Source organism: Oleiphilus sp. HI0067, assembly GCF_001635735.1.
Genome location: NZ_LWFI01001512.1, coordinates 1 through 919, shown reverse-complemented (window position 1 = coordinate 919; position 919 = coordinate 1). Strand labels below are relative to the sequence as shown.

The window sequence follows — 919 nt, the reverse complement described above, 5'->3', positions numbered from 1 at the left end:
CTTCGTTACCTATGACAGCCGACTGTTCGACCTTCATTTGTTCTTTTAGCGCATTCTTTTCAGACACAATATCTGCCCAATACGCTCTGCTCGGATTCTGAAATAAAAAATGGATATCGATGTGTTTCCCGAGCGCCAAAAACAATGGTAGCCATTGAGGAGGAATAGCCGCTAAACCAAAGATAAATAACCGTTTGGGAAGTGCTGCTTTACCTACACTGCTTTGTGCAAGATGTCTAGTTAAAGACTGCAGTTGTGCGGAACGATGATGTCGCTGATCTACGGGGATACCTGGATATAAATTCAACCAAAGTGAGCGTTGCCACGCTTCATCGCTTTCTTTGTTAATGCCACTACCAAAGTTTTTATCATTATCGATAAAACCACCCTGCTCCCAAGCATCAATCCAATCAGGCCGATAGTTTTGATAAGCATCAAAATTATCAGCGAGCAATTCACTCACCTGAAACAATATTGCTGGACTGAGTTCTGTTTGCTCGGATTCAGACCTACTTTCACGTGCAACAAGCGCTTGAATGTATTGGCGCACAGGCTGGAATTCATCGCGTTCAATTAAGTCGGGTAATTGCCGAAAAATCTCCCAACGCAGATTACTCTTCTCGAAGTGTTGAACGCTGTTTTGCTCTACAGCACCGGTGCCATCCTCTTCACCAGTAATATCTAGCTTATCCATCAAACTCCATAAAAACGCGCCGGGCATCATGCTGTCGATCATGCATGAGACACCCTGATTTGCAGAAATCTGCTGATTCAACCACACGCCCATACCATGACTCTGGGTAAGAATGATGTCGGACTCAAATGGGTCCGCGAGCGGATCTGCCCGCATAATCTCAGCAAGCACAGTCGCCAAGTTCGCAGTTTTGTTAGAGGGGTAAAGATAGAGCATGACAGTCCT

General features: G+C 45.2%; 1 protein-coding gene. It reads right to left on the bottom strand.

Translation table 11 applies throughout. From position 1 onward, the window contains the following. Positions 1–919 (bottom strand): exodeoxyribonuclease V subunit gamma (locus A3739_RS24695; protein ID WP_197472550.1); only part of this gene is annotated, 919 nt, incomplete at both ends.